This is a genomic window from Vogesella fluminis, from assembly GCF_014652335.1.
Taxonomy (GTDB): Bacteria; Pseudomonadota; Gammaproteobacteria; order Burkholderiales; family Chromobacteriaceae; genus Vogesella; species Vogesella fluminis.
In genome coordinates this window covers 18,795-42,933 of sequence record NZ_BMYP01000006.1, presented here as the reverse complement: position 1 = coordinate 42,933, position 24,139 = coordinate 18,795, and the positions used below count along the sequence as shown (strand labels likewise).

The following is a 24,139-nucleotide window of genomic DNA, read 5'->3' as shown; positions in this document are numbered from 1 at the left end:
CGCCCTCGCAATGCTGCGCATCCGGCCTAGAATGGAGAGATGAACGCGTCCGCTGCTTGCACGGCGCGCCGGGTCCATGGCCACGCGGCCTGTTGATCCTGACCGGAGAACCGACATGCGCTATCTCCTGCTTGCCTTATCCCTGCTGCTGTTACCGGCGGCCCCTAGTGTAGTGTTTCACGCTATTTGAAACATATGAAAACCAATATCCATGCGGGTTTCAAGCTGATTTCAAGTTCCATCAAGAACGCAGCACTACACTAGCCAGGCCCAGCTCAGTATCGGCATTGGCATCGAACTGCCCGGCATCAGCCTGGGCATCAACCTGCCGGCGCACCCGGCGATGGTGCGGGTGCCGGGTTATCCGGTCTACTACGCGCCCCGCCTCAATCTGAACTTCTTTTTCTACGACGGGCTGTACTGGGTCTACTCCGACGACCGCTGGTATGCCAGCGACTGGTACAACGGCCCGTGGTGGGAGGTGGAGCCGGCCTACATGCCGCTGTTCGTGCTGCGCGTGCCGATCCGCTACTATCGCCGCCCGCCGATGCACTTCCGCTACTGGCGTGCCGACCGCGCGCCGCGCTGGGACGAGCACTGGGGACACGACTGGAGCCGGCAGCATCGCGATTGGAACCGCTGGGACAGGCATACCACTCCGGCCCCCGCCCCCCTGCCCGACTACCAGCGAAAGTTCCCGGAGCGTGACTATCCCCGTGCCGCCGAACAGCGGCAGACCATCCGCGAGCAGTTCTACCGCTACCAGCCACGCGAAGCGGTAACAGGGCAGCATTTCCAGCAACGCAGCGGCCCGAAAACGCCACGGATCGAGCAGCAACAGCGCCCTGACGCGCAGCGGCAACCGCAGGACGGTGCCGACTACTCCCGCGCCGAACCGCGACGGCAGCACCCGGAAGGCGGGCCGCCACCGCAGCAACGGCAACCATCCCGGGGCAAGCCGCCATCCGAAGAGCTGCTACTTGAAAGACAACGGCAACGCGACCGCGACCGGCACAACTGAAGCACACCGTCCGATGACAGCACACACCGCCGCCCTCGCGGCGGTTTGCCTGTGCAGCCCCCGTTGCGGCCAACCTTTGCCGGTTGCGCTACCACGTCATGGGTCTCAGAACCTGTTCACGATCTCAGGCCGGCTGCAGCCGGCTGGCCAGCGGCATCGCGAACGCCGTGTCGCGCGCCGGCGCACTGGCGGCGGGCAGCGAGAAGAAATCGATCGCGGCTTTCAGCTCGTGCGCCATCTGTTCCAGCTGGCCGGCCGAGGCCGCCGTCTGCGCCGCGGCGCTGCACGTCTCCTCCGACATCTGCGCCACCTGCTCGACGTTGCCGGCGATGCCGCTGCCGGCCGCCTGTTGCTGCACAAGCGCCACCGAGATTTCGGCAATGGCGTGGTTGATGCGGCCAACGTTGTCACCGATGCCGGCCACCACATCCTGCGCCTGCCGGCTCTGCTGCAGGCCGTCCTCCATCTGCCCGACCGTGCCGTGTACGCAGGCAACCACCCGCTGACTGTTGTCCAGCATCTCACCGATAATGCTGCTGATCTCGGCGGTGGAGTGCGCGGTGCGCTCCGACAGCTTGCGCACCTCGTCGGCGACCACGGCAAAGCCGCGGCCCTGCTCGCCGGCACGGGCGGCCTCGATCGCCGCGTTCAGCGCCAGCAGGTTGGTCTGCTCCGCCACGTCGCGGATCACCTGCACCACGTTGGCAATCTGCTGCGACTTGTTGCCGAGCAGGTCCGCCTGGCGGCTGGCGTCGCGCGCCTGCTGCGCCACCTGCTGGATTGCGTACACGGTGCGCTCGATGACGCCCTGGCCCTGCTGCGCCAGGCTGCCGGATGCCTGCGCGTCGGCGGCGACGTCGCGGGCGTTGTCGCTGACCGACGCGATGCTCACCGACAGCTGCTCCACTGCGGCGGACATCGACGCCGCGGAGCGGGTCTGCTCCTCGGCGCTGACCGCGACCTGCTCCGAGGCGGCCGCCAGTTCGGACGCGTTCACCGTCAGCCGCGCCACGATGCCGTCCAGGTTGCGCACCAGCGCGATCAGTGCCTGCTGCATCTGCGCCATCGAGGCGACGATGCTGTGGCGGTCACCGGCGCGCACCGGCAGCTGCTGGCTGAGGTCGCCGTTGGCAATGCGTCCGGCCAGCGCCACCACGTCGTCCGGCTCGCCGCCCAGCTGCGACAGCAGGCGGCGGATGATGGTGTAGCCCAGCGCCGCGCCCAGCACCATGCCCAGCAGCATCAGCGCCAGCGACACCCGCGCGCAGAAGGCGGCGTCGGCCTCGGCCGCGGCGTATTCCTGTGCCGCCACCTTCAGCTGCAGGTCGATCAGCGCGGAGATGCGCCCCGACACCGGGTCCAGCCCAGGGTAAAGCTGTGTGTCATTAAACATCTGCAATGCCGCGTTATCGCCGGCCACCACCAGTTCGCGCAGGCGGTCGACGGTATGATCCGCCTGCTTCATGCTGGTTTCGGCATCCTGCGCCAGCTGCAGCTCCTGCGCGGTCAGCTCGGTGGCGTGGTAAGCCTGCCACTGCTGGCGGATCTGGGTGCGGGCCTGGTCCAGGCTGGCGAGGAAAGCGTCGCGGTTCAGCGCGCCGGCGCGGACCTTGTGCGCGGCGTCGACAATGCTCACCGCGTAGCCGTCCGCCACCAGCTTCAGCTGCTGCAGCGGCACCACGCGGTCGTGGTAGGTTGTTGAAAAATCGGCAAGAATCTTGGATTGGGTATACATGCCGTAGCCGCCGAGCAAGGCGGCGATGGCGAGCAGGACGACGACCAGAAAACTTAAACGCTGACCAATGGTGGGATTGCGCAGCATGAGGGTGGCTCCGGTGGGTTGAGCGCGGCACCAGGGGTGGTCCTGATGACATCACTGTTGATGTCTAGTGCCAAGCCGGCCGCAACGCAACGTGATTCTGCCCCACTCGGTATTTCTACCTAGTTGCCAAAGACATGGGCTATAAGCAATTTTATGACGATATTCGATCGCTGCAGCGCACAATCAACAAGCCCTGCCCGGCCCAAAGCACATCGAACCGGCTTTCATGCCAACCCGGAACGATTAAAGCCGCGATCCAAGCAGAAAACCATGGCAAAAAGCTGTAACACCATGTCGCAATTGAATAAAAAAAGCCTGCTCGCGGGCAGGCTTTATATTTCATGCCGATGACAATCAGGCGTAGTTCTCCGGAAACAGCGCGCGCTCCACCGACTCGATCAGGATGTGGATCACCTTGATGTGCAGCTCCTGCACGCGATCGGCGTACTGGCCGCCGGGGGTGCAGACGTCGATGTCGGCCAGCTCGCCGATCACCGAGCCGGGGCGGCCGGTCAGCGCCACCACGGTGACGCCCAGCGCCTTGGCCGCGTTCACCGCGGCGAGGATGTTCTTGCTGCTGCCGCTGGTGCTGATCGCCAGCAGCACGTCGCCCTGCCCGGCGTGCGCCTCCAGATAACGCGAGAAGATCGCCTCGTAGCCGTAGTCGTTGCCGACGCAGCTGATGTGGCTGGGGTCGCTGATCGACGCCGCCGGCAATGCCTTGCGGTTCAGGCGGTAGCGACCGGACAGCTCCTCGGCAAAGTGCATCGCGTCGCACATCGAGCCACCATTGCCGCAGCTGAACACCCGTTTGCCCTGGCGGAAGGCGTTCACCAGCGCATCACCGGCATCGCCGATGGCAGCCAGCGCCGCCGGATTGGCCAGCAGCGCGTCCAGCGCGTTGCGGGCTTGGTGAAGGGTGTCGAGAATATGCGGCTTCATGGTGCGTTCTTTCTGCAATTATCCGGAAACAGGCGTGGCAGTTTACACCAAAAGCCGCGCCCGGCACCTGTTCCGCCTCAAGCCCGGCACCGGCCGCGTGCCGCACAAAAACGCTACCAGCGCAGCAGCGCCGCGCGATCGACGCCCACCGCCAGCCGGCCGCCGCGCTGCGGATACGGCTGCGCGGCCAGCTCGCGCGCCGACAGCGACAGCACCCAGTCGCCGCCGTCGCCGGCCACCACCACGCGGCAGCCCTCCACCCGCGGCTCGACCAGCTTCACCGTGCGCAGCGGCTGGCCGTCGCCGAGCAGGAAGGCCGCCGGCGGGATGGCGTGATCGGCGGCGACATTGTCGAAACCGACGAAGCGCGCCACCCAGGCGCTGGCCGGCCGCGCCAGTACCTCGCCCGGGGTGCCGACCTGGATCAGCCGTCCGTGCTGCAGGATAGCGACGCGGTCGGCCAGCGCGAACGCCTCGTGGCGGTCGTGCGTCACCAGCAGCGTCGGCACCGCCATCGCGGACAGCCGCTGGCGCAGGTCGTCGATCAGCTGCTGCTTAAGGTGGGTGTCGAGGCTGGAAAACGGCTCGTCGAGCAGGAACAGCGCCGGCTCGCCGATCAAGGCCCGCGCCAGCGCCACCCGCTGCTGCTGACCGCCGGACAGCTCGTGGCAGGCCGCCGCGCCACGGCCGGCCAGGCCCACCGCCGCCAGCGCCGCCTCGGCACGCAGCCGTGCGGCCGCGCGCGGCACGCCGCGTTCCTGCAGGCCGAAGGCCACGTTGGCCGCGGCGTCGAGGTGCGGGAACAGCGCGTGGTCCTGGAACATCATCGCCAGCTGGCGCCGCTCCGGCGGCAGGCGGCTGATGTCGCGCCCGCCCAGCCACACCTGGCCGTGCTGCGGCCGTAACAGGCCGGCGATCACCGCCAGCAGGCTGGATTTGCCCTCGCCGGAGGGGCCGAGCAGGGCCACGGTTTCGCCGGCGGCCACCTGCAGCGACAGGCCGTCCAGCACGCGGCGGCCGGCAAAGGCCAGCGCCAGGTCACGAAGTTCGAGCATGGGTCTTCTCCGGCCACTCGATGGCCATGAATGCCAGCAGCGCCAGCAGCAGCAGCACGCTGGACAACACCAGCGCCGCCTCAAGGTTGGCCGCACCCGGGCGGCCCAGATGCTGGTAGATCAGCGTGGTCAGCGTCAGCCATTCCGGGCGCGACAGGAACAGGCTGACCGCGAATTCACCGACGGCGGTGGCGGCGGCAAACGCCATGCCGCGCCGCAGCGCCGGGCGCATCAGCGGCAGGCTGACACGCCAGAACACGCGCCACGGCGACGCGCCCAGCGTACGCGCGGCATTGGGCAGCGCCGCCGGCAAGGCATCGCGGGCGCTGACCACCGCCTTGGCGACAAACGGATAGGCCAACAGCGCATAGGCGGCCACCAGCAGCGCCAGCGTCGCGCTGTAGGCGGGATAGGCCAGCAACAGGCCGAAGGCGACGCACACCGGCGACACCATGAACGGCAGGAACATCAGCGCGCGCAGGCCGGCGCTGCGCTGCGCCGCCAGCCCATGCAGCAGGCCCAGCAATGTGGCCAGCAGCAGCGCCAGCAGCGAGAAGCGCAGCGTGTTGCCCAGCGCCAGCTGGGTGTCGTCCTGCAGCAGCACCCGCCACGCGGCGGCATCGGCCAGCAGCGCGCGCAAGAGCACCGCCAGCAGCGGCGCGGCGGCGAACAGCGCCAACAACAGCAGGCTGGCCAGCAGCAGCAGCCGTTGCGGCCAACCTTGCACCGGCTGGCGCAGCGGCGGGCTGCGCTTGTCCGGCCGCGCCAGGCGACGCTCGATCAGCGCGTACAGCAGCGCGATGACGGCGCCGAGCAGCAGCATCAGCAGCGCCAGCGCGCCGGCGTCGGCCAGGTTCAGCTCGTAGGCGACCAGCGAGTAAATCTCGACTTCCACCGTGGCGTAACGCTGACCGCCGAGCAGCAGTGCGAGGCCGAAGCCGGAGAAGCAGTACAAGAAGATCAAGCACAGCGCCGACGCCAGCCACGGCCGCACCACCGGCCACTCCACGCGCCAGAACGTGCGCCAGCGCGAGGCGCCCAGCGTGCGCGCCACCATCAGCCGGCTGGCCGGCACGTGGTCGAAGCCGTCCACCGCGGCGCGGATCAACAGCGGCAGGTTGTAGAACAGGTTGCCGTACAAGAGCAGCCACGGCGTGTCCTGCAGGTTCAAGCCGCTGAGGCCGTGCGGGCCGAACAGCGCCAGCACGCCGAGGCCGGCGACCAGCGTCGGCATCACGAAGGGCAGCATCAGCACCCGCAACAGCAGCGTACGGCCGCGAAATTCGAAGTGCGCCAGCACCCACGCCAGCGGCAGCCCCAGCAGCAGCGTCAGCGCGCAGGTGGCCGCCGCCTGCAGCAGCGACCAGCCGAGGCGCCACTGCAGGTAGGCGTCGCCCAGCAGCGCCGGGCTGAACGCCAGCCCACCCTCGTACAGCAGGCGCGACAGCGGCAGCCCGACCAGCAGCAGCAGGAATGACAGCGGCGGCAAGGCCAGCCAGCGGTAATCAGACAACGGCAACACTTTCTGCATCACGACAATGGAAAACGGTAACGGCTGCTGCCGTTACCGTCATTTAGTAATAGCCACTGCCGGCCGGCGCCGGCAGCCCGCCGTATCACGGTGCGTTCTTGATCACCAGTCGCGTCCAGCGGCTGACCCAGGCGGCGGTCTTGTGCTGCATCGCCTTCAGGTCCGGGTTGCTGAAGCTGGCCGGCTGCGCGGCGTGCTTGAACACCGGCGCCAAGGCCACGCCGGCCACCGCCGGATACATCCACATGCTGGTCTGCAGCTCCTTCTGTACCGCCTCGCCGCGCAGGAAGTCGACGAACTGCTGCGCGAGCGCAGGCTGCAGCCCGCCCTTGACCCGGGCCACGCCCTCCACCTGCATGAACACGCCGCCTTTCAGCAACAGGTTGGCGGTCGGCGATTCGGCCAGTTTTTCCTTGCTGTAGAACACTTCCGCCGCCGGGCTGGTGGCGTAGCTGACCACGATAGGCCGCGCGCCGCCGTTGCGGGTGAAGTCGGTGTAGTAGGCCTCGCTCCAGCCCTTGGCCACTTTCAGGCCGTTGTCGCGCAGCTTGCCCCACCACTGGAAGGCGCCCTCCTCGCCCTTGCCGGCGATGGTCGCCAGCAGGAAGGCGAGACCGGGGCTGGAGGTAGCCGGGTTTTCCACTACCAGCAGGTCCTTGTAGGCGGGGCGGGTCAGGTCGTCCAGCGTCGCCGGCAGCGGCAGCTTGCTGCCCGCGAACCAGGCCTTGTCGATGTTGAGGGTGACGTAGCCGTAGTCGATGGCCACCGCGCCCGGCAGGCTGGCCACCGCCACGTTGCGGCCAACCTTGCTGCTGGTTGGCTCCAGCACGCCGGCGGCGTTGGCCTTGCCGATCAGGGTGTTGTCGATGCCGTACACCACGTCGGCCACCGGATTGGCGCGGGTCAGGATCAGCTTGTTGAGCATCTCGCCGGCATCGCCGCCCTTGATGATGGCCAGCTTGGCGCCGCTCTGCTTCTCGAACTCGGCGATGCGCTCTTTCGGCAGGCTGAACGAGCTGTGCGTCATCACCCGCAGTTCGGCGGCCAGGGTGGTCAGGGACACGCCGGCCAGCGCCAGCAGCAGTACGGACTTCTTGAACATTGCAGACATCCTCTTTTGGTAGTGGCGCGCACCAAAAGAAGAAGCGGGACGCGGACTGGCCGCGCATCACGCTCCCTCCGCTGGCATGACCCAGATCAGGTTCTGGGGTCTCTCTCAGTCTGCCTCGGCAGACACCCCCGGTGGTCGAAGCGGCGAGTATAGCGCGTTGCGCGGCACGGGCAGCGCAAAAAAAATCACCGCCCACGGTCGGTACTGCCAAGCGGCTGCTTTGCCGCTATAACAAAAATCACCCTTGCCATGGCACCGACACGGCAGCCACTGTGGCATGGCCGCCACAATCGATAGCAAAATTCTAACAAGTCAAAAACAACAATCAATTTAACAAATCAACAGCCGGCATCCATAATCCGCTCATCCACCGATCTGCAAGGAGCCACACCATGAAACGTTTCTTCCGCCAGCGCATCACCCTCGACGAGATGTGGGCCAATCTGGTGTGGATGCAGCAAACCGCAACGTTGGCCGCAGCGCGCGGCATGGCCCGTACCGGGCCGCCGCCGGCCACACCGCTCATCCCGAACACTCAAATTAATCCGGACAAGCCGCAACGGACACGCCACCTGGCGTGATCCGCCGGCCATCAAAAGCAACAGGAGAAAACCATGTCGACAGAAGCCAAGTGCCCGTTCTCGGGCAGCGCCGCCCCGCACACCGTAGCCGGCGGCCCCTCCAACGCGGACTGGTGGCCGAACCAGCTCAAGCTCGGCATCCTGCACCAGCACGGCGCCGAGTCCGACCCGATGGGCGCGGACTTCGACTACGCCGCCGAATTCAAGACCCTGGATCTGGACGTCGTGATCCGTGACCTGCACGCGCTGATGACCGATTCGCAAGACTGGTGGCCGGCGGACTGGGGCCACTACGGCGGCCTGATGATCCGCATGGCGTGGCACGCCGCCGGCACCTACCGCATCGCCGACGGCCGCGGCGGCGCCGGCACCGGCAACCAGCGCTTCGCCCCGCTCAACAGCTGGCCGGACAACGGCAACCTCGACAAGGCGCGCCGCCTGCTGTGGCCGGTCAAGCAGAAATACGGCCGCAAGCTGTCGTGGGCCGACCTGTTCATCCTCGCCGGCAACGTGGCGCTGGAATCGATGGGCTTCAAGACCTTCGGCTTCGGCGGCGGCCGCGAGGACATCTGGGCGCCGGAAGAAGACATCTACTGGGGACCGGAGAGCACCTGGCTGGGCGACAAGCGCTACAGCGGCGACCGCGAGCTGGAAAACCCGCTGGCTGCGGTGCAGATGGGCCTGATCTACGTGAACCCGGAAGGACCCAACGGTAACCCGGACCCGGTCGCCTCCGGCCGTGACGTGCGCGAGACCTTCGCCCGCATGGCGATGAACGACGAGGAAACCGTGGCGCTGATCGCCGGCGGCCACACCTTCGGCAAGGCGCACGGCGCCGGCGACCCGGCCCTGGTCGGCCCGGCACCGGAAGGCGCGCCGATCGAGGAAATGGGCCTGGGCTGGGTCAACCAGTTCGGCAGCGGCAAGGGCGAGCACGCCATCACCAGCGGCATCGAGGGCGCGTGGAAACCCCACCCCACCACCTGGGACCACGGCTACCTCGACACCCTGTTCGGCTACGAGTGGGAGCTGACCAAGAGCCCGGCCGGCGCGTTCCAGTGGGTGGCCAAGGACGTGAAGCCGGAAGACATGATTCCGGACGCGCACGACCCGAGCAAGAAGCACCCGCCGATGATGACCACCGCCGACCTGTCGCTGCGCTTCGACCCGATCTACGAACCGATCGCCCGCCGATTCCACCGGGACCCGCAGGCGTTTGCCGACGCCTTCGCCCGCGCCTGGTTCAAGCTCACCCACCGCGACATGGGCCCGCGCGCCCGCTACCTCGGCAAGCTGGTGCCGGCAGAAGAACTGATCTGGCAGGACCCGGTGCCCGCCGTGGACCACCCGCTGGTCGACGCGCAGGACATCGTCGCACTGAAGGCCAAGGTGCTCGCCTCCGGCCTGAGCACAGCGCAACTGGTCGGCACCGCCTGGGCCTCCGCCGCCACCTTCCGCGGCAGCGACAAGCGCGGCGGCGCCAACGGCGCCCGCATCCGCCTGGCCCCGCAGAAGGACTGGGCCGTCAACCAGCCGGCGCAACTGGCGCAGGTGCTGCAAACGTTGGCCGCAATCCAGCAGGATTTCAACGCCAGCGCCGCCGGCGGCAAGCAGATTTCGCTGGCCGACCTGATCGTGCTCGCAGGTGGTGCCGCCATCGAAGCCGCGGCCAAGCAAGCCGGCCAGCAGGTGACCGTGCCGTTTGCACCGGGACGCACCGACGCCACGCAGGAGCAGACCGACGTGGCCTCGTTCGCGGTGCTGGAGCCACGCGCGGACGGCTTCCGCAACTACGTGCAGCCGGGGCTGGAAAGCGCGGCGGCCGAGCTGCTGATCGACAAGGCGCAGCTGCTGACGCTGAGCGCACCGGAAATGACAGTCCTGATCGGTGGCCTGCGCGTACTGGGCGCCAACGCCGGCCAGGCGCAGCACGGCGTATTCACCCAGCGCCCCGGAACCCTGAGCAACGACTTCTTCGTCAACCTGCTCGACATGGCCACCAAATGGCAGAAATCCGCCACCGACGGCGTACTGGAAGGCCATGACCGCGCCAGCGGCGCGCTGAAATGGACCGCCACCACCGTGGACCTGGTGTTCGGTTCCAACTCGCAGCTGCGGGCACTGGCGGAGGTGTACGCCTGCAGCGACGCGCAGCCGAAGTTCGTCAACGACTTTGTGGCGGCGTGGAGCAAGGTGATGAACCTGGACCGTTTCGATCTGGCATAAGCGGNAAGGGCAACCGGCTGCTTCCGGTGACGGAACCATCCGTTTTTCACCGCGGCGCCGGCTGGCCCTGGCCGGCACACAAAGGTTGGCCGCAAGCATGCCGGGCACGGCGGGACCGAGACTTGCCGGCCCGCAGAAACCCGGGCATGCCCGCCAACCCGCCCACGACTCCACTGCCGGGCACGACTCCACTACCGGGCACGACCAGCCACTGCTGCCGCGTCACGAACTCATTGCGGAAATAGCCCAGACGGGCCCAGGCCCGGCCGGAGAAAGATTTCGAGACATCGAAAACAATGGCATGCCTGCCGGGCGGCTGAGTGGGCCGCAGACCCGAGCGCCCAGGAGTAGCTCCGCGCGGCTCCGTCAAGCCGCCGCAACACTTGCAGCGAGGGCCTCGCGCAGGTCGGCAATCAGATCCTGCGGGTGTTCGATCCCCACACTGAGCCGGATCAGCCCCTCGCCGATTCCGCTTCGCGCCCTTGCTTCGGGCGAGATGAAACTGTGCGTGGTACTGGCGGGATGGCAGGCAAGGCTGTCCACATCGCCCAGCGACACGGCCTGTGTGAAAAGCTTCAGGTTATCCAGCAGGGCGGCCGCCGCGCGGCGAGTCCCCTGTGCCAGCTCAAAGGAAACGATGCCGCCGTATCCACCCTCCATCTGCCGGCGGGCCAGCGTGTACTGAGGATGGCTTGGCAGCCCGGGATAGTGCGTTGCGACGACCGCAGGGTGCGTGGCCAGGAAGGCGGCGACCTCGGCTGCGCCTTCGCAGTGCGCTGCCATGCGCAGGGGCAGGGTCTTCATGCCGCGCAGGAGCAGGAAAGCCTCGTGCGGTGCCAGATTGCCGCCGACGTGCCCGAGGCCGGTCGCCCGTACCGGTGCGATCAGGCGTTTTGCCCCGGCCAGGACGCCGCCGGTGCTGTCGCCGTGGCCGCCGAGGTATTTCGTCATCGAATGCATCACGAGATCGATACCATGTTCGAGCGGACGGGTCAGACAGGGCGAGCAGAAGGTGTTGTCGGCGACGGTCGTGATGCCGCGGGACCGTGCGAGTGCGGCCACTGTCGCCAGATCATGCAGGTGGAGCGTGGGGTTCGTCAGCGTCTCGACCCAGATCAGGCGCGTGGCCGGGGAAAGGCTTGCTTCTAGCCCGCGCTCCGCAGCATCGACGACACGGATGCCGAAGCGGGTGCCGAACGCGTTGAGCAGGCTTTCCGTCCCGCCGTATAGCGGCCCGAGGAACACGATCTCGTCGCCGGGAGCGAGCAGCGCAAGCACGGTCGACGATACCGCGGCCGTGCCGCTGCTGAAGGCGACCGCCGCCTCCGCACCTTCCAGGTCCGCGACCTTGTCTTCAAGCGATTTGACCGTCGGATTGGCGAAGCGGCTGTAGCGATAGCCGTCCGCCTCGCCGGCAAAGATTGCGGCACCGTTGTCGAGCGTGCCGTACGCAAAGGCGGAGGTCTGGTTGATTGGTGTGGCAATCGCACCGCTTACCGGGTCAGGTTTCTGGCCGGCATGAACGGCACGAGTACGCAGATGAGTCATTGCAGGGGCACTCCAACGGGGAAGAATCTCCGGATTGTTGACGGCAGCCAACCGATACGGCAAGGCAAACGACCTACATCAGCACGACCGCCACCTTGGCCCACCCTCCGACCGGAGAGACAGCACGTTCGGCCGGGTGCCGCGGCTCAAGTGCAATCGACGATGTCGTAGCGAGAAGTTCCTGTAACGCGATGCGCATTTCCAGTGTTGCCAGCCAGCGCCCGGGGCAGGCGTGCTTTCCGATGCCGTACACCAGGTTTCGGTCGCCGTTGCGCTCGGGGTCCAAGGCGTCCGGATCACCGAAGGCCGCCTCGTCCCGGTTTGCGGACGTCCAGCTCAGCTTCACGCGTGCGCCTTGCGGCAGTTGCACGCCCCCGAGCGTGACCGGACACGTCGTCACGCGGCGGTTGGACAGGAACGGGTCGTCGATCCGCAGGATTTCATCGATGATGGCATCGATTTCGGCGTCGGGTACACCGGAGCGCAGGTGCTCCTGCACGGCGGGGTGCGTCGCCAGATAGTGGACCAGCACGCCGACGCACTGTGCGATGGAACCCAGGTCGCCGCCCGTCCAGTTCCGCAGAACCGACACGATCTCCGCATCGCTCAGGGGACGGCCGTTCACTTCGGTCCGCATGAGCCGGGCGGTGACATCGTCGCAGTCGCCATCGCGCGCCGCACGGCGCGGCTCGAGCACGGACCGGATCAGGTCGTCGAATGACTCCGCCACCTGCCGTGTCCAGGACTTGTCGCCCGAGCGCGTGGCAGCATGATTCTCGGCAACCCAGTCCACGAGGCGATCTTCGAGATCGGCCGGCCAGCCCAGCCACGCGCTTTGCGCCCGGACGGCAAACCGGACGCCCATTTGGGACACCGCGTCGACGGCAACACCCTTGGGCAGCGATGTGACCAGATCGGCCGCCACCCGACGGAATTTGTCGTGGAAGGGAGCGAGTGCCTCCGGGGTGAGGAAGCGATCCAAGGCCTCCCGGTATGCCGTGTGCTCGACCGAGTCAAGGCCGTTCGGGATATGGAGATGGCTCGACACCGCGCTGGAAAACAGCTCATCGTTCAGCGCCGCCTGCACGACCAGTTCATGCCTCAGCAGCACCCACTCGCCATCGACGTTGCGCACCACGCCGTGGCGGGGACGGAGCTCATCGGTGTAGGCCCTCATGTCCCTGCCGGCGGCAGACAGGTCGTCAGGCATGTGATCGGTCATTCTCATATCCTTCCTGTGCCCCCGACAGACCGAGGTCGATACCGGAGTCATTGATCAAGCGGCACCTGCGCAACCACTCCTTTCGTTGGCGGTCGCTTTACCAGGTAAGTCCTGGACGGGAACCGGACCAGCACCAAGGCTACAGTCTACCTGAAGCGGATCCAGTCCAGTCGGCTATCGCAGTTTGGCAAGCGTTATCTTGAGCATGGCGACGCGGATGAAACTCTCCGCAGTCGCCGTCAAGATTTCGACATCGTTGGCCAACCGGCGAAAGCCCCCCAGCCAGGCAAAAGCACATTCGACTACCCAGCGTTTGGGCAGAACCGCAAATCCATGATCCATGTGGAGATATGGCACTGCCGTTTCAGCACTTGCCGGACAAACTGGACGGTCGTGCCTCGATAGCCGGCATCCGCTGAAAAAGCCTTTATCGTCCACCTCTTGGCAGTCGTACATGCCAGCAGTTCCGGTGCGGCCTTGGTGTCGTGGACATTGGCCGCATGCACCATTACATGGAGCAAATTGCCCAGTGTATCGATGACGATGTGGCGTTTCCACCCGTTGACCTTCTTCCCGCCATCGATGCCGATTCCCTCACCGGCTACCACGGTCTTGACGCTTTGCGAGTCAACGATACCGTAGCTGGGCATCGACTTTTTTCTCTGGCGGCGGTGGGCTCGGGGTGAGTTCATCACTTGCCTTGTCGTGACGCAGGCCGGAGGTCGTACCGCCACTGTTCGGCGGCTACGCTGCCGTGGGTCAATCCGGCTTCTGCCACAGCACGAACAGTTCACGCTTGTCGCGGGCGCGGTTGCCGCGCCAGCGCTCCTGCCAGCCCGGCAGCGGTGCCTCGGCGCGGCGGTCGCGCACCACCAGCAACAGCTTGCAGGCCGGTGCGGCACCGTCGGCCACCGGCTGCAGGCGCAGGCCGGCGTAATACGCCCAGCTGATGCGCGCCAGCTGCTGGCTGGCCGATACCGACACGCAGTGCTCGCCGGCCGGCATCGCCCGCATCATGCTCTGCACCACCGGCTGGTAACTCTTGGCGGCATCGAGGAACGGCAGCCACAGCGTCATCAGCAACCCCCACAGCAGCGCCAGGCCGGCGGCCCAGTTGGTCACTGCCTGGCGGCCGCGCAGATGGCGCCGCGTCACCGCCCAGCCCCACAGCGCGGTGGCGACCAGCGCCAGCAGCAGCGCCAGCCACGATACCTGCGGCTCATAGTAGGGGCTGAAATAGCTGGCGCGCTGCGCCAGCTTGGCCGGCCAGCCGAAGTTCATCGCCGCCCAGCCCAGCCACACCAGCAGCGAGAACAGGCCGAACGCCATCAGGCCGAACCAGTTGAGGAAGGCAGCAGCGCCACGGCGCAGGCTGTCCAGCTCCACCGCCGCCAACACCGCCAGCGGCAGCAGCAGCGGCATCGCGTCCTCGGTATGGCTGCGATTGGAGAAGGTCAGCAGCAGCAGGATCACCGCGAAGAACAGCAGCGGCAGCTGCAGCAGCGGCAACTCGTAGCGGCGGTTTTTCCACAGCGTCCATGCCGCCAGCGGCCACGCTGGCCAGCCGTACCACAGCACCAGCTTCGGGTAGTAGCCGAACTCGTGGAACAGGCCCAGGCCGCCGAAGCCGTCCAGCGGCCCCAGCGCGTGGAACTGCCACCACGCGTAAAACACCTCGGGCGCGCCACGATACAGCGCCAGCGGCCACAGTGCCGCCAGCGGCAAGGCGAACAGCAGCGCCATCATGAGCGTGATGGCGTAACCCTTGTTGCGCCAGCTGGCGAAGGCCGGCAGCATCAGCGCCACGCTCCACACCAGCAGCACCGGCAACAGGCTGGTAGCCAGAAACAGCACCACCGTCGCCGCGCCGAGGATGGCGCCGGAGAGCGCCGGCGCCCGCCGTGTCAGCACCAGTGCGTACAGCGCCGCGGCATAACCGGCAAAGCCGGCCACCACCGGGTTCATCTCGTGGCCGGTGACGATCAGCCCCAGGCAGCCGATCAGGATCAGCACCACGCTGCGGCCATGCCGCCCCCCGATCAGCTCGCGACCAACGCCGCCGGCAAAGGCGAGGCCGATGGCCATGAACAGCGGCGTCGCCAGCCGCGCGGCGTCGTGCAGCGACAGCAGCCACGGCGACAGCAGCCGCGCGAACAGTGTAGCCACCCAGTAGTACAGCGGCGCGCTGTCGAGATACGCCTGGCCGTCGATCGCCGGCAGCCACCACGGCCCGCCGGCCAGCATGTGCTGCACCACGGCGGTGACGTAGGGCTCGTCCGGCTTCCACGGCGTGTGCCCCAGGATGCCCGGCCACAGCCAGGCAAAGGTCAGCAATAACAACAGCCACGGCTTTTCGGTGGCGGCAGGCAGGCGGGACGGGGAGGAGTCGCTATAGGTCAGCATGGGACAGCCGTACTCGGACAATGGGCCTCAGGATAAACCGGAACAACAAAAAAGGCAGCCGTGGCTGCCTTTTTCCGGACTGCTGCAAGCGTGATCAGCGCTTGAAGAAGCTGCCGAACTTCTGGTTGAAGCGGTCAACACGGCCGGCGGTGTCAACGATCTTCTGCTTGCCAGTGTAGAACGGGTGGCACTCGGAGCACACTTCGATGTGGAAGGCGTCTTTGGCCATGGTGGACTTGGTGGCAAAGGTGTTGCCGCAAGAGCAAGTCACGTTAACTTCTTTGTAGTTCGGCTGGATGTCAGCTTGCATGGTTTTTTCCTTTTCAATCGGGCGCAGGGGTTTTGCCTGCGCTTCATCTAAAACGCGTCATTATCCGCATCTGGTCATGGTTTGGCAAGGGAAAGCTGGCTGCGGCCAACCTTTCCCCGTTCCGAGACAATCAGGCTCGGCGCCAGCTGGTGGTGCCGGCGCTGTCTTCCAGTACGATGCCGGCGGCGGTCAGCTCGTCGCGGATGCGATCGGACTCGGCCCAGTTCTTGGCGGCACGTGCATCCTTGCGTGCCTGGATCAGCGCCTCGATCTGCGCTGCCGACAGGCCGTCGCCCGCCTCGCCCTGCAGGAAGGCTTCAGGATCGCGCTGCAACAGGCCCAGTACGCCGGCCAGGTCTTTCAGCAGGCGCGCCTGCTGCACGTCGCGGCTCTTGTTGACTTCGCCGGCCAGCTCGAACAGCACGGAGATCGCCTCGGAGGTGCCGAAGTCGTCGTCCATCGCCGCCTTGAAACGCGCCGCGTAAGGGTTGTTCCAGTCGATGCCGGCGGAGGCCGGCAGCTCCAGGCCACGCAGCGCGGTGTACAGCCGGGTCAGGCCCTGCTTGGCGTCATTCAGGATGCCGTCGGTAAAGTTGACCGGGCTGCGGTAGTGGCTGCGCACGATGAAGAAGCGGATCACCTCGCCGTCGAAATGGCCCAGCACGTCGCGGATGGTGAAGAAGTTGCCCAGGCTCTTGGACATCTTTTCGCCGTCAACGTTGATAAAGCCGTTGTGCAGCCAGTAGTTCACGTACTGGTGGCCGTGCGCGCCTTCGCTCTGCGCGATTTCGTTCTCGTGGTGCGGGAACTGCAGGTCCTCGCCGCCGCCGTGGATGTCGAAATGCTCGCCCAGGTGGTGGCAGCTCATCGCCGAGCACTCGATGTGCCAGCCCGGACGGCCGGCGCCCCACGGGCTTTGCCACTGCGGCTCGCCCGGCTTGGCGGCTTTCCACAGCACGAAGTCGTGCGCGTCGCGCTTGTTGGGATCGACCTCGATGCGCTCGCCGGCACGCAGGCTGGCCAGCGTCTTGCCGGACAGCTTGCCGTAGCCGTCGAACTCGCGCACCGCGTAGTACACGTCGCCGTTGGCCGCCGGGTAGGCCTTGCCGCGGGAGATCAGCTTGCTGATGATGTCCTGCATGCCGCCGATGTGGGCGGTGGCGCGCGGCTCGAAGGTTGGCCGCAACAGGCCCAGCGCCCCGGTATCGGCGTGCATGTCGGCAATGGTTTCTTCCACCAGCGCCTCGGCGCTGATGCCGCGCTCGGCGGCGCGCTTGATGATCTTGTCGTCGATGTCGGTGATGTTGCGCACATAGGTGACGTCATAACCGGAAGCGGCGAACCAGCGGTAAATCACGTCGAACGCGGTCAGCATCCGCGCGTGGCCGATGTGGCACAGGTCGTAAACGGTCATGCCACACACGTACATCTTTACCTTGCCGGGTTCGATCGGGTGGAATGCTTCTTTCTGGCGGGTCAGTGTGTTGTAAAGACTAAGCATGACTGGATGAGCCTGTGCAGTTGGTTATCGGTGAACCGCCATTGTAGCAAAGCTGTCAATCCCCCCGCAGCGGAGTTTGCCGCTGCCCCGCCCATACAAAAGACGCTATGCTGGCGGCCATATCTAACCGGGATTTGCATTACCGCACCATAAGGAGAACCGATGAACTGGAGTCAGGAACTGCTGTTGAGCGCGATCTGGCTGGGCGAAGCCACCGCCATCACGCTGGTGGCATCACTGCTGCTGGGGGTCATGCTGGCACGCACCACGGTATGGGGACGCCAGTTCTGGCGGCTGGCGGCACCGTTTTTCACCCCGCGCTTCAGCGGCTGGAGACCGCTGCTGAGCCTGGGCGCCATCCTGCTGATCACGCTGGCCGGGGTGCGCGTCAACGTGCTGTTCTCGCGCTGGTACAACGATATGTACAGCGCGCTGCAACAGCTGAACGTGAAGCTATTCTGGGCCTCGATGCTGATTTTCGGGGTGCTGGCGGCGGTGCACGTCGGCCGCTCACTGCTGGAGTATTACCTGCGCCAGGTGTTTACCATTCACTGGCGGGAGTCGCTCAACGAATACTTCCTCGGTAAGTGGCTGGACAAGCAGGGCTACTACCGCAGCCAGCACCTGGCCAGGCCGGCGGATAACCCGGACCAGCGTATCCAGCAGGACATCAGCAGCTTCGTCGGCTCCTCGCTGTCGCTGGCGATGGGGGTGATCGACGCGCTGGTGTCCACCTTCGAGTTCACGCTGATCCTGTGGGGGCTGTCCGGCATGTTCGCGCTGTTCGGCGTCGAGATCCCGCGCGGGCTGGTGTTCATGGTCTACATCTACGTGATCGTCGCCACCGTGCTCGCGTTCCGCATCGGCAAGCCGCTGATCCGGCTCAACTTCCTCAACGAGAAATTCGGCGCCGACTACCGCTACGCGCTGGTACGGCTGCGCGAGTACGGCGAGAACATCGCCTTCTACCGCGGCGAGAAGGTCGAGGGTACCACCCTGCGCCATCGCTTCCGCCAGGTGATCGGCAACGCCTGGGACATCGTGCACCGGACGCTGAAGCTGTCCGGCTTCAACCTGATCGTCAGCCAGACCGGGGTGATCTTCCCGTTCATCCTGCAGGCGCCGCGCTTCTTCTCCAAGCAGATCACGCTCGGCGACATGGTGCAGACCTCGCAGGCCTTCGGCCAGCTGCAAAGCAACCTGTCCTTCTTCCGCAGCGCCTACGACGAATTCGCCGGCTTCAAGGCGGTGCTGGATCGTCTGACCGGCTTCATCGACGCCATCCACAGCGCCGACCAGCTGCCGACGCCGGAGCTGACACCGCAGAACGAGGGCCTCAGCGTGCGGCAGCTGACGATCCGCACTCCCGACGGCCAGACGCTGCTGGCGCAGCTCGGCTTCAGCCTCGGCGCCGGCCAGGCGCTGCTGATCCGTGGCCCGTCCGGCAGCGGCAAGACCACGCTGCTGCGCGCCATCGCCGGGCTGTGGCCGCACTGCGACGGCCATATCCAGCGCCCGCCGCAGAGCGAGGTGCTGTTCCTGTCGCAACGCCCCTACCTGCCGCTGGGCAGCCTGCGCGCGGCGCTGCACTACCCGCATCCGGCCACGGCCAAGAACGAGCACGCGGCGGAAGTGCTGCGCTCGGTGCAGCTGGGCCACCTGGTCGACAAGCTGGACGAGGAGGCCGACTGGGGCCGCATCCTGTCGCTGGGCGAGCAGCAGCGCCTGGCCTTCGGTCGCCTGCTGCTGGCGGCGCCGAAGGTGGTCTTCCTCGACGAGGCGACCTCGGCGATGGACGAAGGGCTGGAAGAAGCGCTGTACCGCCTGCTGCGCAGCCGCCTGCCACACGCCACGCTGGTCAGCGTCGGCCACCGCAGCACGCTGCTGATCCACCACCAGTTCGCGCTGACGCTGCGCAGCGGCGGCGAGTGGAAGCTGGAGTCGCTGAGCGAATAAGCCGCACCAAGGTTGGCCGCAACGCCTTGCGGCCAACCTTGCCTTGTTCTGGCCTCGCGCCCCTGCGCGGAGACCGGACAAGGCCGGCTGACAGCATGCAAAAGGCCGCCGGCACCTATCGGTGCGGCGGCCTTTTTGCGCGGCGATCGGACTGCCGGCGCCGTGCCTGTCTTAGCGGCTGGCGACGATGCGGATCTCGATCTTCCAGTCCGGATGGGCCAGTTTCGCCTGCACCGTGCAGCGCACCGGCGCATTGCCTTCCGCCACCCAGGCGTCCCACGCCTCGTTCATGGCGTCGAAATCGGCGAGGTCGGTCAGGAAGATGGTGGCTTCCACGATCTTGCTCTTGTCGCTGTCCAGCTCGGCCAGCACGGTGTCGATCAGGCCCAGGGTCTCCGCGGTCTGCGCGCGGGCATCACCCTGACCGCTTTCCGGCACCTGCACGGTGTAGATCAGGCCGTTGACGACCACGGCTTCCGACATGCGCTTGCCCGGTTTGTGACGATACAGACTCATTGCGACTCCCGAATAAATGGATGATGGGTACTGGTACTGCGCGGCAGCACCAAACAAAACGCCGGAGGGTCGCTCCGGCGTTGGGTCAGACAACAGGGTTCTCAGGCCACCGAGGCACGACGCAGACTCTGCGAGAAACGCTGCAGCGATTCGATACCGCTGGTCTCGGCGCGGGCGCACCAGTCCTGCAGTTCCTTCAGCAGTTCGTCACGGGTCAGCGACGAACGCTCCCACAGGCGCGACAGCTCCTGACGCATCGAGTACACGGTATGCAGCACCTGGCTCTTTTCCAGTACCACCGCCAGCTGCTCGCGTTCCTGCGCCGGGGTGTCCTTGGCATCCTGCTTCAGCCACACCTTCATCTTGCGCAGCAGCTGCGGCGCCTTCAGTTCCGGCAGGTGCAGCTTTTCCACCTCGGTGCGGTACACGTCCTTCAGCTCACGGGCATAGCGCGCCGCCACCGCATAACGGTTGGCGATGATCGCCTGCAGGTGCTCAGGATCCAGCTGCCGGGCGCGCGGCGCCTCCACCAGCCGCGGCGCCACCTTGCGCACCGAGGCCAGGCCGGCGATTTCCAGCATGCGGATATACATCCAGCCGATGTCGAACTCGAACCACTTGTACGACAGCTTGGCCGAGGCACCGAAGGTGTGATGGTTGTTGTGCAGCTCTTCGCCGCCGATCAGGATGCCCCACGGCAGCACATTGGTGGCGGCATCCTCGTTCTCGAAGTTGCGATAGCCCCAGAAGTGGCCGATGCCGTTGATTACGCCGGCGGCGAAGAACGGGATCCACGCCATCTGCACCGCCCAGATCGACAGACCGGCGGCACCGAACAGCACCACATCGATGGCCAGCATCAGCAGGATGCCCTTGCCGGTGTGCCTGGTGTACAGATTGTGCTCCAGCCAGTCGTCAGGCGTGCCGTGGCCGAATTTTTCCATGATGCCACGGTCCTTGCAGGCGGCGCGGTACAGTTCGGCGCCTTCCCACATGACCTTCCTGATGCCCAGCACTTGCGGGCTGTGCGGGTCTTCCGCCGTTTCGCAGCGCGCGTGGTGCTTGCGGTGGATCGCCGCCCATTCCTTGGTAATCTGGCCGGTGGTCAGCCACAGCCAGAAACGGAAGAAGTGGCTCGGAATCGGATGCAGGTCCAGGGCGCGGTGCGCCTGGTGCCGATGCAGGAAGATGGTTACCGACACGATGGTGATGTGGGTCAGGGCCAATGCCACCACGATATACCCCCACCAGGGCAGGTCGATCAGACCGTTAAGCCATTCCATTCGCAGTTCAAGCCTCTTGGTTTCAGCAGAAATAACACTCTATTTTACACAATTGACCGCCGTAGCCCGCAAAAGAATCGACAATCGCCAGCGTGCCGATTCGTCACACCGGCGCGGCTATTGTAAGATATGCAGTCATTTCGTCACCCAGGCCGGATCGTGAACGCCAACAAGCACGCTATCAAACTCACTGCCGCCGCTGTCGCCGGCACTTTTGCCTTCTATGGTGCCTTTTCCTACTGGGCCGGCATCAAAGCCGAGGAAACACTGGCGGAGCAACACCAGATGATTGCGGCGATGTCGGTATTCAAGGTCAAGTCGCACCAGTACCAGCGCGGCTGGTTCTCGTCGCAGGAAAGCACCGAGCTGGAATTCAACCAGGAACTGCTCGGCCCCTACATCGGCCTGCTGCCGGAAAACGTGCGCCCGCTGTTCCAGGGCAGCATCCGCTACCACCACGACGTGGCGCACGGCCCGCTGCCAGGCCTGCTCAGCGGCCACTTCAGCCCCGGACGCGCCCGCGTCGAGACCACCTTCGACATGAGCGAGGGCACGCGCAAGACGCTGCAACGCTTCTTTGGCGACGCCGAGCCGATCACCATCGTCAACCGCCTCGGCCTCGCCGGTGGCGGCGAACTGAGCGTGGCGGTACCGCAATTCGACTACGAGGAAACCCTTGCCGGCGTAAAAATGAAGTGGCGCGGCTTCAACCTGCACCTGAACTACGCCGCCGGCTACAAGGAATACCAAGCGGAGTCGGTATCGCCCGGCTTCGTGCTGGAAGCCGGCCCCAAGGGCCGCTTCAGCTTCGACAATATCCGCTACCTGTCCGACGTGCGCCCCGGCAACACCGGCGTCAAGCTCGGCACCGGCGAGCTGTCGGTGGCCAATGTCAGCCTGAAGTGGAACGAGAGCATTCCGTACAGCATCAAGCTCAACGAGCTGATCCACCTGGTCAGCCGCGTGCGCGTCGGCGAGTTCATCAACCCGAGCGGCGAATTCCGGCCGTCGAATGTCGAGCTGAAAAACCTGAAGTACCAGATCGTCACCAGCGAGCAGGAAGAATTCATCAACACCCGCGGCAAGCTGGATTTCGACACCTTCAGCTACAACGACAGCGTGTACGGCCCGCTGAAGCTGGACATCTCCGCCAACCACCTGCACGGCCCGACGCTGGTGAAGCTGGACCAGGCCTTCACCCGCATCCCGTTCGAGGAGAAGGACCCGACGCAGCTGCGCAAGCGCTACATCGAGGCGATCACCAAGCAGGGCCTGCCACTGCTGATCAACGATCCGAAGATCATGATCAACACCTTCTCGCTGCGCATGCCGACCGGCGAGGCCAAGCTTGACGGCCAGATCGCGCTGCAGGGGCTGCAGGAAAGCGAGCTGAAGACGCCGCTGGAATTCATCAAGCGCTTCATCGCGCTGCTCAATATCGAGCTGCCGCGCCAGACGCTGGAAAACCTGGTGGTGGCGCAGGCGCGCAACCTGTTCACCGTCGACGCCAGCGCCGAAGAGCAGCCGGATCTCGGCGAAATCGACAACCTGGCCAAGAGCCTGCTCGACGCCCAGCTCAGCGAATGGGAAAGCCAGAAGCTGATCACGCAGCAGAACGGCCAGCTGGCCACCAGGATCGACTTCAAGAACGGCACGCTGCTGGTCAACAGCACCCGCGTCGCCTTGCCGTGGGAAGAAGAGGAAGATCCGGCGCCGCCGGCCGCCTCGGCCGCCCAGTAAGAGCCTGTTCAAAGTCTCGCGAGCTAGAGCGAGACAAGGCGAAAGCGCCTGAGGAAGCGGAGTTTACAAGTCGTAAATGAGCATTCCGAAGGCGCTTTTAACGCGGTATCGCCGAAGCGCAGCAGACATTGAACAGGTTCTAAGGCCAGCGGCCCCGTATCACGACACGGGGCCTTTTTCTTGTCCCCTGCCCCGCCATGCCAGGCCATTAAAGCGGTAGCGAGCACGCAATGAATCCAGCCGCCTGCCACCCTTGGACTAGGCTGAAAGCAGAGACCCACCGGAAGACCCACCATGAGCATGCCCCTGAATGTCGCCCTGATCGGCTACGGCTACGCCGGTCGTACCATCCACGCCCCGCTGCTGCATGCCTGCCCGGATCTGCGCCTGCACACCATCGTCAGCAGCAAGGGCGAACAGCTGCTGCACGAGCACCCGGACAGCCGCGTACTCAGCGACGTGGCGCTGGCGCTGGCCGATCCGGACATCGACCTGATGGTGATCGCCAGCCCCAACGACAGCCACTTCCCGCTGGCCGCCGCGGCGCTGGCCGCCGGCAAGCACGTGGTGGTGGACAAGCCGTTCACGCTGAGCACGGCCGAGGCGCAGGAGCTGCAGGTACTGGCCGGCATTTACCAACGTCTGTTGTCGGCCTTCCACAACCGGCGCTGGGATGCCGACTTCCTCACCGTGCGCCAGCTGCTGCAGGATGGCACGCTGGGCGACATCGTACTGTTCGAGTCGCGCTTCGAGCGCTACCGGCCGCAGGTACAGGCGCGCTGGCGCGAATCCGCCGGCGCCGGCGGCGGGCTGTGGTTCGACCTCGGCCCGCACCTGCTGGACCAGACACTGCAGCTGTTCGGCCGGCCGCGCACCATCCACGCCGACTTCGCCGCGCAGCGCTGCGGCGCCGTTGCCACCGACTACTTCCACGTGCAGCTGCACTACGGCCGGCTGCGGGTGCGGCTGTCGGCCAGCAGCCTGATCAGCGGCGGCGTGCCGCGCTTCGCGGTGCACGGCACGCTGGGCAGCTACGTGAAATACGGGCTGGACACCCAGGAAGCGGCGCTGAAACGCGGCGAGGCGCCAGGCGGTCCCGGCTGGGGCGAGGACCCGCTGCACGGCCTGCACTACTGGCAGCAGGATGGCGAGGAACACGGCGACGTGGTGCCGACCCTGAGCGGCGACTACCGCCACTACTACGCCGCGGTGGCGGCGGCGATCCGCGGCGAAGGCGCCAACCCGGTGCCGGCGGACGACGCGATCGCGGTGATGCAGCTGATCGAGCTGGGGCTGGACAGCGCCCGCAGCGGCTGTGAGCTGCCGGTATAACGGCCAATGTCAAAATACTGCGGCCAACCTTGGCATCAA

Annotated in this window: 19 protein-coding genes and 1 riboswitch; of the genes, 6 read left to right on the top strand and 13 right to left on the bottom strand. The window is 66.0% G+C overall.

Annotated features, from left to right (window positions below):
- Nucleotides 1-352 precede the first annotated feature (352 nt).
- Entirely contained in the window at nucleotides 353-1,021 is a 669-nt protein-coding gene (locus IE083_RS03315; RefSeq protein WP_189352210.1) for a hypothetical protein, read from the top strand.
- 124 nt (nucleotides 1,022-1,145) lie between these two features.
- Here the strand turns inward: IE083_RS03315 and IE083_RS03310 are convergent, their stop codons facing one another.
- From IE083_RS03310 to IE083_RS03290, 5 genes are all read right to left on the bottom strand, one after another.
- The gene (locus tag IE083_RS03310; RefSeq protein ID WP_189352209.1) at nucleotides 1,146-2,843 is read right to left on the bottom strand and encodes a methyl-accepting chemotaxis protein; all 1,698 of its coding nucleotides are present in this window, start codon (nucleotides 2,841-2,843) and stop codon (nucleotides 1,146-1,148) included.
- A 354-nt stretch (nucleotides 2,844-3,197) separates the two neighbouring features.
- The gene (locus IE083_RS03305) at nucleotides 3,198-3,785 is read right to left on the bottom strand and encodes an SIS domain-containing protein (RefSeq protein WP_189352208.1); all 588 of its coding nucleotides are present in this window, start codon (nucleotides 3,783-3,785) and stop codon (nucleotides 3,198-3,200) included.
- A gap of 113 nt (nucleotides 3,786-3,898) precedes the next feature.
- Nucleotides 3,899-4,840: an ABC transporter ATP-binding protein gene (locus IE083_RS03300; RefSeq protein WP_189352207.1), complete on the bottom strand. Its 942-nt coding sequence runs from the start codon at nucleotides 4,838-4,840 to the stop codon at nucleotides 3,899-3,901.
- Entirely contained in the window at nucleotides 4,824-6,371 is a 1,548-nt protein-coding gene (locus IE083_RS03295; RefSeq protein WP_189352206.1) for an ABC transporter permease, read from the bottom strand. Before IE083_RS03295 ends, IE083_RS03300 begins: the two co-directional genes overlap by 17 nt.
- An 85-nt stretch (nucleotides 6,372-6,456) precedes the next feature.
- Nucleotides 6,457-7,473 (bottom strand): thiamine ABC transporter substrate-binding protein, encoded by a 1,017-nt coding sequence (locus IE083_RS03290; RefSeq protein ID WP_189352205.1) that lies wholly within the window; start codon nucleotides 7,471-7,473, stop codon nucleotides 6,457-6,459.
- A 54-nt stretch (nucleotides 7,474-7,527) separates the two neighbouring features.
- A riboswitch (TPP riboswitch) is annotated at nucleotides 7,528-7,622 on the bottom strand.
- A 252-nt stretch (nucleotides 7,623-7,874) separates the two neighbouring features.
- Between IE083_RS03290 and IE083_RS03285 the strand changes: the two genes are divergently transcribed.
- Nucleotides 7,875-8,063, top strand: coding sequence for a hypothetical protein (locus IE083_RS03285; protein ID WP_189352204.1), 189 nt, complete (start codon nucleotides 7,875-7,877; stop codon nucleotides 8,061-8,063).
- Between the two features lie 33 nt (nucleotides 8,064-8,096).
- Nucleotides 8,097-10,289, top strand: coding sequence for a catalase/peroxidase HPI (gene katG, locus IE083_RS03280; RefSeq protein ID WP_189352203.1), 2,193 nt, complete (start codon nucleotides 8,097-8,099; stop codon nucleotides 10,287-10,289).
- 366 nt (nucleotides 10,290-10,655) lie between these two features.
- Here the strand turns inward: katG and IE083_RS03275 are convergent, their stop codons facing one another.
- The 6 genes from IE083_RS03275 to cysS form a co-directional block, all read right to left on the bottom strand.
- Entirely contained in the window at nucleotides 10,656-11,837 is a 1,182-nt protein-coding gene (locus tag IE083_RS03275; RefSeq protein WP_189352202.1) for a trans-sulfuration enzyme family protein, read from the bottom strand.
- A 73-nt stretch (nucleotides 11,838-11,910) separates the two neighbouring features.
- Entirely contained in the window at nucleotides 11,911-13,059 is a 1,149-nt protein-coding gene (locus IE083_RS03270; RefSeq protein ID WP_189352201.1) for a cytochrome P450, read from the bottom strand.
- Between the two features lie 302 nt (nucleotides 13,060-13,361).
- Nucleotides 13,362-13,709 carry a transposase gene (locus IE083_RS03260; protein ID WP_189352199.1) on the bottom strand — a complete coding sequence of 116 codons (348 nt, stop codon included), beginning with the start codon at nucleotides 13,707-13,709 and terminating at the stop codon, nucleotides 13,362-13,364.
- A gap of 109 nt (nucleotides 13,710-13,818) precedes the next feature.
- Entirely contained in the window at nucleotides 13,819-15,462 is a 1,644-nt protein-coding gene (locus tag IE083_RS03255; RefSeq protein ID WP_189352198.1) for an ArnT family glycosyltransferase, read from the bottom strand.
- Nucleotides 15,463-15,556: 94 nt separating this feature from the next.
- A complete protein-coding gene (gene rpmE / locus IE083_RS03250; protein ID WP_047967044.1) occupies nucleotides 15,557-15,772 on the bottom strand; it encodes a 50S ribosomal protein L31 in 216 nt (71 codons plus the stop codon).
- 130 nt (nucleotides 15,773-15,902) lie between these two features.
- The gene (gene cysS, locus IE083_RS03245; RefSeq protein ID WP_189352197.1) at nucleotides 15,903-17,273 is read right to left on the bottom strand and encodes a cysteine--tRNA ligase; all 1,371 of its coding nucleotides are present in this window, start codon (nucleotides 17,271-17,273) and stop codon (nucleotides 15,903-15,905) included.
- Nucleotides 17,274-17,435: 162 nt separating this feature from the next.
- On the opposite strand from cysS, the gene IE083_RS03240 reads away from it, so the two are divergent.
- On the top strand, nucleotides 17,436-19,229 hold the full coding sequence (locus IE083_RS03240) for an ABC transporter ATP-binding protein/permease (protein ID WP_189352196.1): 1,794 nt from the start codon (nucleotides 17,436-17,438) through the stop codon (nucleotides 19,227-19,229).
- A 171-nt stretch (nucleotides 19,230-19,400) separates the two neighbouring features.
- Here IE083_RS03240 and IE083_RS03235 read toward each other — a convergent pair whose 3' ends face one another.
- Nucleotides 19,401-19,745, bottom strand: a complete 345-nt coding sequence (locus tag IE083_RS03235) for a RidA family protein (protein ID WP_189352195.1) — start codon at nucleotides 19,743-19,745, stop codon at nucleotides 19,401-19,403.
- 101 nt (nucleotides 19,746-19,846) lie between these two features.
- Nucleotides 19,847-21,028 (bottom strand): DesA family fatty acid desaturase, encoded by a 1,182-nt coding sequence (locus IE083_RS03230; RefSeq protein WP_189352194.1) that lies wholly within the window; start codon nucleotides 21,026-21,028, stop codon nucleotides 19,847-19,849.
- A gap of 159 nt (nucleotides 21,029-21,187) precedes the next feature.
- Between IE083_RS03230 and IE083_RS03225 the strand changes: the two genes are divergently transcribed.
- Nucleotides 21,188-22,768, top strand: coding sequence for a YdgA family protein (locus IE083_RS03225; protein ID WP_229799577.1), 1,581 nt, complete (start codon nucleotides 21,188-21,190; stop codon nucleotides 22,766-22,768).
- 294 nt (nucleotides 22,769-23,062) lie between these two features.
- Complete coding sequence (locus IE083_RS03220; RefSeq protein ID WP_189352192.1) at nucleotides 23,063-24,100, top strand: oxidoreductase; 1,038 nt, start codon at nucleotides 23,063-23,065, stop codon at nucleotides 24,098-24,100.
- Nucleotides 24,101-24,139 lie beyond the last annotated feature (39 nt).

Coding starts and splice junctions, on each gene's coding strand:
- IE083_RS03310 (WP_189352209.1), bottom strand. CDS start 2,843: ATGCTGCGCAATCCCACCATTGGTCAGCGTTTAAGTTTTCTGGTCGTC.
- IE083_RS03305 (WP_189352208.1), bottom strand. CDS start 3,785: ATGAAGCCGCATATTCTCGACACCCTTCACCAAGCCCGCAACGCGCTG.
- IE083_RS03300 (WP_189352207.1), bottom strand. CDS start 4,840: ATGCTCGAACTTCGTGACCTGGCGCTGGCCTTTGCCGGCCGCCGCGTG.
- IE083_RS03295 (WP_189352206.1), bottom strand. CDS start 6,371: ATGCAGAAAGTGTTGCCGTTGTCTGATTACCGCTGGCTGGCCTTGCCG.
- IE083_RS03290 (WP_189352205.1), bottom strand. CDS start 7,473: ATGTTCAAGAAGTCCGTACTGCTGCTGGCGCTGGCCGGCGTGTCCCTG.
- IE083_RS03285 (WP_189352204.1), top strand. CDS start 7,875: ATGAAACGTTTCTTCCGCCAGCGCATCACCCTCGACGAGATGTGGGCC.
- katG (WP_189352203.1), top strand. CDS start 8,097: ATGTCGACAGAAGCCAAGTGCCCGTTCTCGGGCAGCGCCGCCCCGCAC.
- IE083_RS03275 (WP_189352202.1), bottom strand. CDS start 11,837: ATGACTCATCTGCGTACTCGTGCCGTTCATGCCGGCCAGAAACCTGAC.
- IE083_RS03270 (WP_189352201.1), bottom strand. CDS start 13,059: ATGACCGATCACATGCCTGACGACCTGTCTGCCGCCGGCAGGGACATG.
- IE083_RS03260 (WP_189352199.1), bottom strand. CDS start 13,709: ATGCCCAGCTACGGTATCGTTGACTCGCAAAGCGTCAAGACCGTGGTA.
- IE083_RS03255 (WP_189352198.1), bottom strand. CDS start 15,462: ATGCTGACCTATAGCGACTCCTCCCCGTCCCGCCTGCCTGCCGCCACC.
- rpmE (WP_047967044.1), bottom strand. CDS start 15,772: ATGCAAGCTGACATCCAGCCGAACTACAAAGAAGTTAACGTGACTTGC.
- cysS (WP_189352197.1), bottom strand. CDS start 17,273: ATGCTTAGTCTTTACAACACACTGACCCGCCAGAAAGAAGCATTCCAC.
- IE083_RS03240 (WP_189352196.1), top strand. CDS start 17,436: ATGAACTGGAGTCAGGAACTGCTGTTGAGCGCGATCTGGCTGGGCGAA.
- IE083_RS03235 (WP_189352195.1), bottom strand. CDS start 19,745: ATGAGTCTGTATCGTCACAAACCGGGCAAGCGCATGTCGGAAGCCGTG.
- IE083_RS03230 (WP_189352194.1), bottom strand. CDS start 21,028: ATGGAATGGCTTAACGGTCTGATCGACCTGCCCTGGTGGGGGTATATC.
- IE083_RS03220 (WP_189352192.1), top strand. CDS start 23,063: ATGAGCATGCCCCTGAATGTCGCCCTGATCGGCTACGGCTACGCCGGT.